Raw genomic sequence first — 7,904 nt, 5'->3', positions numbered from 1 at the left:
TAAGCCCCGGCCGGAAGGCCAACCCCACGCCGGAGGCGAGCCCCGGCCGCAGGCCGACCGGGACCGCCCAACGGTTCCCACGCCGGAGGCGAGCCCGGCCGCAGGCCGTTCGGCGGGCGCGCGGCACCGAAACAGCCCCGGCCACAGGCCGACGCGGCGATCCGAATCCTCCGGCTCCTCTGCACCGCACGAGCCGGGCAGGCCGGAGGCGCTGAGCTAAGCCCCGGCCGGAAGGCCAACCCCACGCCGGAGGCGAGCCCCGGCCGCAGGCCGACCGGGACCGCCCAACGGTTCCCACGCCGGAGGCGAGCCCCCGGCCGCCGGCCGATACGGCGAACCGGAGCCTCCGGCTCCTCTGCACCGCACAGGCCGCGCAAGCCGGAGACACCGGGCGAAACCCCGGCCGAAAGGCCAACCCCACGCGGGAGGCGGGCCCCCGGCCGACCGGGACCGCCCAACGGTTCCCACGCCGGAGGCGAACCCCCGGCCGCAGGCCGGCCGGCGGGTGCGCGGCGGCGAAACAGACCGGCCCGGAGGGCGGTTAGCGGAGGACGCCGGCTGTCATGCCCTCCGTTTCCGGGGGGATTGCCATCAGGCCGAGCTCGGAGGGAGTGGCCAGGTGGGGGTGGGTGGGGAGGACGCGGACGGTGTAGCCGAAGGGGCCGGTGCGGTCGAGGGTGAGGGGCCCTTCGTAGTGGTAGCGCCCCGCGGTGTCGGTGCGGGAGGTGGGCTTGAGCGAGGCGACGGTGGGATCGGCGAGCCGGTCGGCGGCGTCGACGCGGCCGGACAGGAGCTGGACGTCGACGTCCGTCGGGTCCAGCTCGCCGAGGGCGACCTCGACCCGGAGGGTGAGCGTGGAGCCCAGCTCCGGGGTGCCGCCCACCGAGCCGGTCTCCACGTGCTGGACCGAGACCCGCGGCCACTGCTGCCGTACCCGCCGCTTCCAGGCGGCCAGCGCCCCGGCCTCCTCGCCGTGTATGGCGCGGTGCGAATGGGCCGCGGGCGCGTACAGCGTGCGGACGTAGTCCTGGACCATCCGGCCGGCCACCACCTTCGGGCCGAGTGTGGTGAGGGTGTGCCGGACCATCTCGATCCAGCGGCCGGGCAGGCCCTGCGCGCCCTGGTCGTAGAAGCGCGGCGCGACCTGCTTCTCCAGCAGGTCGTAGAGCGCGGCGGCCTCCAGCTCGTCGCGGCGGTCCTCGTCTACGACGCCGTCGGCGGTGGGGATCGCCCAGCCGTTGTCGCCGTCGAACCACTCGTCCCACCAGCCGTCGAGCACCGACAGGTTGAGGCAGCCGTTGAGCGCGGCCTTCATCCCCGAGGTGCCGCAGGCCTCCAGCGGGCGCAGCGGGTTGTTGAGCCAGACGTCGCAGCCGGGGTAGAGCAGCCGCGCCATCCGCATGTCGTAGTCCGGCAGGAAGACGATGCGGTGCCTGACCCTGGGGTCGTCGGTGAACCTGACCAGCTCCTGGACCAGGCGCTTGCCGCTGTCGTCGGCCGGGTGCGCCTTGCCCGCGACCACGATCTGGATCGGCCGCTCGGCGTGCAGCAGCAGGTCCGTCAGCCGGTCCTGGTCGCGCAGCATGAGGGTGAGCCGCTTGTACGACGGGACCCGGCGCGCGAAGCCGATGGTGAGCACGTCGGGGTCGAGGACGCTGTCGGTCCAGCCCAGTTCGGCCTCTCCCGCGCCGCGCTGCCGCCAGGACTCGCGGACCCGGCGCCGTACGTCCTCCACGAGCTGTTCGCGCAGTTCGCGGCGGAGTTCCCAGACGGCGGCGTCGGGGATGTCGGCCATGGCCTCCCAGCGGTCCGCGCCGCCGACCATCAGGGCGTCCTCGGCGCGCTGGGTGCCGATCTGCCGGGCGCCGAGCCGGAACACCTCGGGGGCGACCCAGGTGGGCGCGTGCACGCCGTTGGTGATGGACGTGATCGGCACGTCCTCCGGGTCGAAACCCGGCCAGAGCCCGGCGAACATCTCGCGGCTGACGGAGCCGTGCAGGGTGGAGACGCCGTTGGCGCGCTGGGCCAGCCGCAGGCCCATCACCGCCATGTTGAACAGGTTGGGGTCGCCGCCGGGGTAGGTCTCCATGCCCAGTTCGAGGACGCGGCCTATGTCGACGCCGGGCAGCTCGCCGCCGTCGCCGAGGTGGCGGCCGACCAGTTCGCGGTCGAAGCGGTCGATGCCCGCGGGGACGGGGGTGTGCGTGGTGAACACCGTCCCGGCCCGTACGGCCTCCAGCGCCGCGTCGAAGTCGAGCCCTTCGAGGGACAGTTCGCGGATGCGCTCCAAGCCGAGGAAACCGGCGTGGCCCTCGTTGGTGTGGAACACCTCGGGTTCGGCGTGGCCGGTGATCCGGCAGTAGGCGCGGACGGCGCGGACGCCGCCGATGCCCAGCAGCATCTCCTGGAGCAGCCGGTGCTCGCTGCCGCCGCCGTAGAGCCGGTCGGTGACGTCGCGCTCGGCGGGTTCGTTGGCCTCGACGTCGGAGTCGAGGAGCAGCAGCGGGACGCGTCCGACCTGGGCCTTCCAGATCTGGGCGCGCAGCGATCGGCCGCCGGGCAGGACGAGGGAGACCTCGGCGGGGGCGCCGTTCGTCTCGCGGAGCAGGGTGACGGGCAGTTCGTTGGGGTCGAGGACGGGGTACTGCTCCTGCTGCCAGCCCTCGCGGGAGAGGGCCTGGCGGAAGTAGCCGTGCCGGTAGAGCAGGCCGACGCCGATGATCGGGGCGCCGAGGTCGCTCGCGGCCTTCAGGTGGTCGCCGGCGAGGATGCCGAGGCCGCCGGAGTATTGCGGCAGCGCGGCGGTGATGCCGAATTCGGGTGAGAAGTAGGCGATGGCTGCGGGCAGGTCGCTCTGTTCCTGATACCAGCGGGGGTTGCTGGTGTAGTCGGCCAGTTCCTCCGCCGCGGCGGCCAGGCGGCGCAGAAAGCGCCGGTCGCCGGCGAGCGCGGCGAGCCGTTCCTTGGACACGGCGCCGAGCAGCCGCACGGGGTCGCCTTGGGCGGCCCGCCAGCCCACGGGGTCGACGCTCTGGAACAGCTCCCGGGTCTCCGGGTGCCATGACCAGCGTAGGTTCTGGGCCAGCTCCCCGAGCGGGCGCAGAGGTTCCGGCAGGACGGTGCGCACGGTGAATCGACGGATTGCCTTCACGGATCGACCGTAGACCCGATGGTGGGGGGCCTGCGGCCGGTCTCCACGATCCGGTGGTTCAAACGCTCGAACGGCGGCTCACGGAGGCGACCGGTCGCAGTGCGGATCACGCCGGTGGGCGGGGCAGGTCGTACGGGCCCGGTCGGGGGTCACCGGCCGGGCGCGTGACCGCCGTTGCCCTGTGGGTTTCGGGTGACGTGAGAGTACGGCCGTACGCGGGCGTGTCGGGTGCTTCGCGTACGGTGGGGGCGTGCGCGGGGGCGCTCTCGGGGGCGCGTGTCCGGCGCGCCCGTGGTCGGCCCCACAATGGCGTCAGGGGCAGGTCGGGGGTGGCGGATTGAGCATTCGTGACGCGCTCCCGAAACGCTTCGGTGAGGTGCTTTCGTCTCGCGGAGCGTGGGCAGGCTCCGATTGCGGGGCTTCGCGCGGAGCACGAGACTGCACCACACAGCGTCACAACGCACCGTCAGGTCCCACGGCACCACACGTATGGCACCACAGTCATGGCAGCAATCGTCCCGGATCGTCACCTATCACCTCCACACGAGTGAACGCGGACTGGAGCGGCCATGCAGGCAAGCCCGCACTGCCCGGAACAGCTAAAAAGAGCGGGGGCCCGCGAGGGAGCGGCCCGTCGCGACGCTGCTCGCCGCCGCCGTGGGCCGCTGTCCGGCGCCCCCCATCTCCGCCGTCCCATCCACAGCGCTGTCAGGTGAGGCAATGATCGGTCGTATTCCCGTCGTCGATGTCCGTCCGTTGGTGGACTGTGGCCGCCGCCCGGCGAAGGCGGTGGCCGGAGAGACCTTCGAGGTGACCGCCACCGTGTTCCGGGAGGGGCACGACGCGGTGGCCGCGAACGTGGTGCTGCGGGACCCGACCGGCAGGTCGGGGCCGTGGACGCCGATGCGCGAGCTGGAGCCCGGCACGGACCGGTGGGGCGCGCGCGTCACCCCGACGGCCGAGGGGCGCTGGACGTACTGCGTGGAGGCCTGGTCCGACCCGGTGGCGACCTGGCGGCACGCGGCGGGCATCAAGATCCCCGCCGGGATCGACACCGAACTGGTGCTGGCCGAGGGCGCGCTGCTGCACGAGCGGGCGGCGGCCGGGGTGCCCAAGAGCGACGGCAGGGCCGGTGTGCTGGCCGCGGTGGACGCGCTGCGGGACGCCTCGCGCACCCCCGCGGCCCGGCACGCGGCGGCGCTGGCGGACGACGTGGTCGGCGTACTCGACCGGTATCCGCTGCGCGAGCTGGTCAGCGCCTCCCGGCCGCTGCCGCTGCACGTGGAGCGGGAGCGGGCGCTGTACGGGTCCTGGTACGAGCTGTTCCCCCGCTCGGAGGGGGCGGTGCTCGAAGAGGGCGCCCCGCCGCGCTCGGGCACCTTCCGTACCGCGGCCGAGCGGCTGCCCGCGGTGGCCGCGATGGGTTTCGACGTGGTCTATCTGCCGCCCATTCACCCGATCGGCACAGCCTTCCGCAAGGGCCCGAACAACAGTCTGACGCCCGGCCCCGACGACGTCGGCTCGCCGTGGGCGATCGGCTCCCCCGAGGGCGGGCACGACGCCGTCCACCCGGACCTGGGCACCCTGGCGGACTTCGACCACTTCGTGGAGCGGGCCCGCGAGCTGCGGATGGAGGTGGCGCTGGACTTCGCGCTCCAGTGCTCGCCCGACCACCCGTGGGTGGCCAAGCACCCGGAGTGGTTCGCGCACCGCGCGGACGGCACGATCGCGTACGCGGAGAATCCGCCGAAGAAGTACCAGGACATCTACCCGATCGCCTTCGACGAGGACTTCGCGGGCATCGTCAGGGAGACCCTGCGGGTGCTGCGGCACTGGATGGCGCACGGTGTGCGGATCTTCCGGGTGGACAATCCGCACACCAAGCCGGTGGTGTTCTGGGAGAAGGTCATCGCGGACATCAACCGCACCGACCCGGACGTGATCTTCCTGGCGGAGGCGTTCACCCGTCCCGCGATGATGGCCACCCTCGGTCAGATCGGTTTCCAGCAGTCGTACACGTACTTCACCTGGCGTAACGACAAGAGCGAACTGACTGACTACATGCGGGAGTTGAGCGGGGAGGCGGCAGCGTGGATGCGGCCCAACTTCTTCGTGAACACCCCCGACATCCTGCACGCCTTCCTCCAGCACGGCGGCCGTCCGGCCTTCGAGGCGCGGGCGGTGCTCGCCGCGACGCTCTCGCCCACCTGGGGCGTCTACGCGGGCTTCGAACTGTGTGAGGGCACCCCTGCCAAGCCCGGCAGTGAGGAGTACCTGCACTCGGAGAAGTACGAACTCCGGCCGCGGGACTGGGCGGCGGCCGAGGCCGAGGGCCGCTCGCTCGCCCCGCTGATCACCACGCTCAACCGGCTGCGCCGCCGTCACCCGGCGCTCCAGCAGCTACGGGACATCACATTTCACCCAGTGGACAACAGCGCGGTACTGGCCTACTCCAAGCGCCGCGACGACGATGTCGTACTGGTGGTCGTCAACCTGGACCCGTTCCACACCCAGGAGGCCACCGTCTCGTTGAACATGCCGGCACTCGGGCTCTCCTGGCACGAGTCATACCCGGTGCGCGACGAGCTCACCGGGGACACCTACCACTGGGGCAGAGACAACTATGTGCGCCTTGAGCCGGGCCGCGCGCCCGCGCATGTCCTGTCGCTGCGACCGTCTCCTTCGATCGGAGGGTCACTCAGTTGATCGTCAACGAACCCGTCCCTGACACCTTCGAGGACACACCGGCCAAAGACCGTGATCCCGACTGGTTCAAACGGGCGGTGTTCTACGAAGTCCTCGTCCGGTCCTTCCAGGACAGCAACGGAGACGGCGTAGGCGACCTGAAAGGCATCACCGCCAAGCTGGACTATCTCCAGTGGCTCGGCGTGGACTGCCTCTGGTTGCCGCCGTTCTTCGCGTCACCGCTGCGGGACGGCGGATACGACGTGGCCGACTACACGGCCGTGCTGCCGGAATTCGGCGACCTGGCGGACTTCGTGGAATTCGTGGACGCCGCGCACCAGCGCGGCATGCGCGTGATCATCGACTTCGTCATGAACCACACGAGCGACCAGCACGAGTGGTTCCAGCAGTCTCGCAGCGACCCGGAGGGACCGTACGGGGACTTCTACACCTGGGCGGACGACGACAAGCAGTACGACGGCGCCCGCATCATCTTCGTGGACACCGAGACCTCGAACTGGACGTTCGACCCGGTGCGCAAGCAGTACTACTGGCACCGGTTCTTCTCCCACCAGCCGGATCTCAACTACGAGAACCCGCGGGTGCAGGAGGAGATCCTGGCCGCGCTGCGCTTCTGGCTCGACCTCGGGATCGACGGTTTCCGGCTGGACGCGGTGCCCTATCTCTTCCAGGAGGAGGGCACCAACTGCGAGAACCTGCCGCGTACCCACCAGTTCCTGAAGAAGGTGCGCTCCGAGATCGACGCGCACTACCCCGACACCGTGCTGCTGGCCGAGGCCAATCAGTGGCCCGAGGACGTCGTCGACTACTTCGGCGACTTCCGCAAGGGCGGCGACGAATGCCATATGGCGTTCCACTTCCCCGTCATGCCGCGCATCTTCATGGCGGTCAGGCGGGAATCGCGCTACCCGGTGTCGGAAATCCTGGCGAAGACTCCCGCCATCCCGGCGAGTTGCCAGTGGGGCATCTTCCTGCGGAACCACGACGAGCTGACCCTCGAAATGGTGACCGACGAGGAACGCGACTACATGTACGCGGAGTACGCCAAGGACCCGCGGATGCGCGCCAACATCGGCATCCGCAGGCGGCTGGCACCGCTGCTGGACAACGACCGCAACCAGATCGAGCTGTTCACCGCGCTGCTGCTCTCCCTGCCGGGATCCCCGATCCTGTACTACGGCGACGAGATCGGCATGGGCGACAACATCTGGCTCGGTGACCGGGACGCGGTCCGTACGCCGATGCAGTGGACCCCCGACCGCAACGCGGGCTTCTCGTCCAGCGACCCCGGACGGCTCTACCTGCCCACGATCATGGACCCGGTCTACGGGTACCAGGTCACCAATGTCGAGGCGCAGATGAGCTCACCCAGCTCGCTGCTGCACTGGACGCGGCGGATGATCGAGATCCGCAAGCAGAACCGTGCCTTCGGGCTCGGTTCCTACACCGAGCTGCCGTCGAGCAACCCGGCCGTGCTGGCGTTCCTGCGCGAGTCCGGCGACGACCTCGTGCTGTGCGTGAACAACTTCTCGCGGTTCGCCCAGCCCACCGAGCTGGATCTGCGGAGCTTCGCCGGGCGGCACCCGGTGGAGCTGATCGGCGGGGTGCGCTTCCCCGCGATCGGTCAACTGCCGTACCTGCTCACGCTCGCGGGCCACGGCTTCTACTGGTTCCGGCTCCGCCGCGAGCAGGTGTGACGGCGGGGGGCCGGAGCGACCGGCCCCCCGCAGCCGACGCGGGTGGCGCACCGCCCCCGCGGCCGGCCCCCGCTCCGAGTAGCGGGCATCCCGGACCCCTGGCAGTATCCGGAGTACCCCAGCAGCACCCGCGGGGCGCATTCCGTCGTACGTCGGCTCGCTGACACATGATCGTCACGCGGGCGGGCCGTACGGCGGTTTCCTGTCACCCGCCCGGGGCAGGCTCCCCGTGTCGCCGGACAGCCCGAACCCGTCATCCGGGAGGCTGGCGCCCCCGCCGCGCGTCGAAGCGGCCGGGTGCGCGACTCCCCGGGGAAAGGACGTCATGTCGGACCGCTCCTGGACCCGTG

The 7,904-nt window shown here is 71.1% G+C and carries 3 protein-coding genes; 2 read left to right on the top strand and 1 reads right to left on the bottom strand.

Annotated elements, in window-relative coordinates:
* Nucleotides 1–541: 541 nt before the first annotated feature.
* The gene (gene glgP / locus ACFZBB_RS16990) at nt 542–3,151 is read right to left on the bottom strand and encodes an alpha-glucan family phosphorylase (RefSeq protein WP_391122793.1); all 2,610 of its coding nucleotides are present in this window, start codon (nt 3,149–3,151) and stop codon (nt 542–544) included.
* 720 nt (nt 3,152–3,871) lie between these two features.
* Between glgP and ACFZBB_RS16985 the strand changes: the two genes are divergently transcribed.
* Nucleotides 3,872–5,857: a maltotransferase domain-containing protein gene (locus ACFZBB_RS16985; protein ID WP_391122790.1), complete on the top strand. Its 1,986-nt coding sequence runs from the start codon at nt 3,872–3,874 to the stop codon at nt 5,855–5,857.
* The gene (gene treS, locus ACFZBB_RS16980; protein WP_355349586.1) at nt 5,854–7,554 is read left to right on the top strand and encodes a maltose alpha-D-glucosyltransferase; all 1,701 of its coding nucleotides are present in this window, start codon (nt 5,854–5,856) and stop codon (nt 7,552–7,554) included. Before ACFZBB_RS16985 ends, treS begins: the two co-directional genes overlap by 4 nt.
* Nucleotides 7,555–7,904: the final 350 nt, after the last annotated feature.

Origin of the sequence: Streptomyces sp. NPDC008139 (assembly GCF_042957025.1) — a bacterium.
Taxonomy (GTDB): Bacteria; Actinomycetota; Actinomycetes; order Streptomycetales; family Streptomycetaceae; genus Actinacidiphila.
The sequence above is the reverse complement of the archived record's forward strand: the minus strand, read 5'-3'. Positions and strand labels throughout refer to the sequence as shown.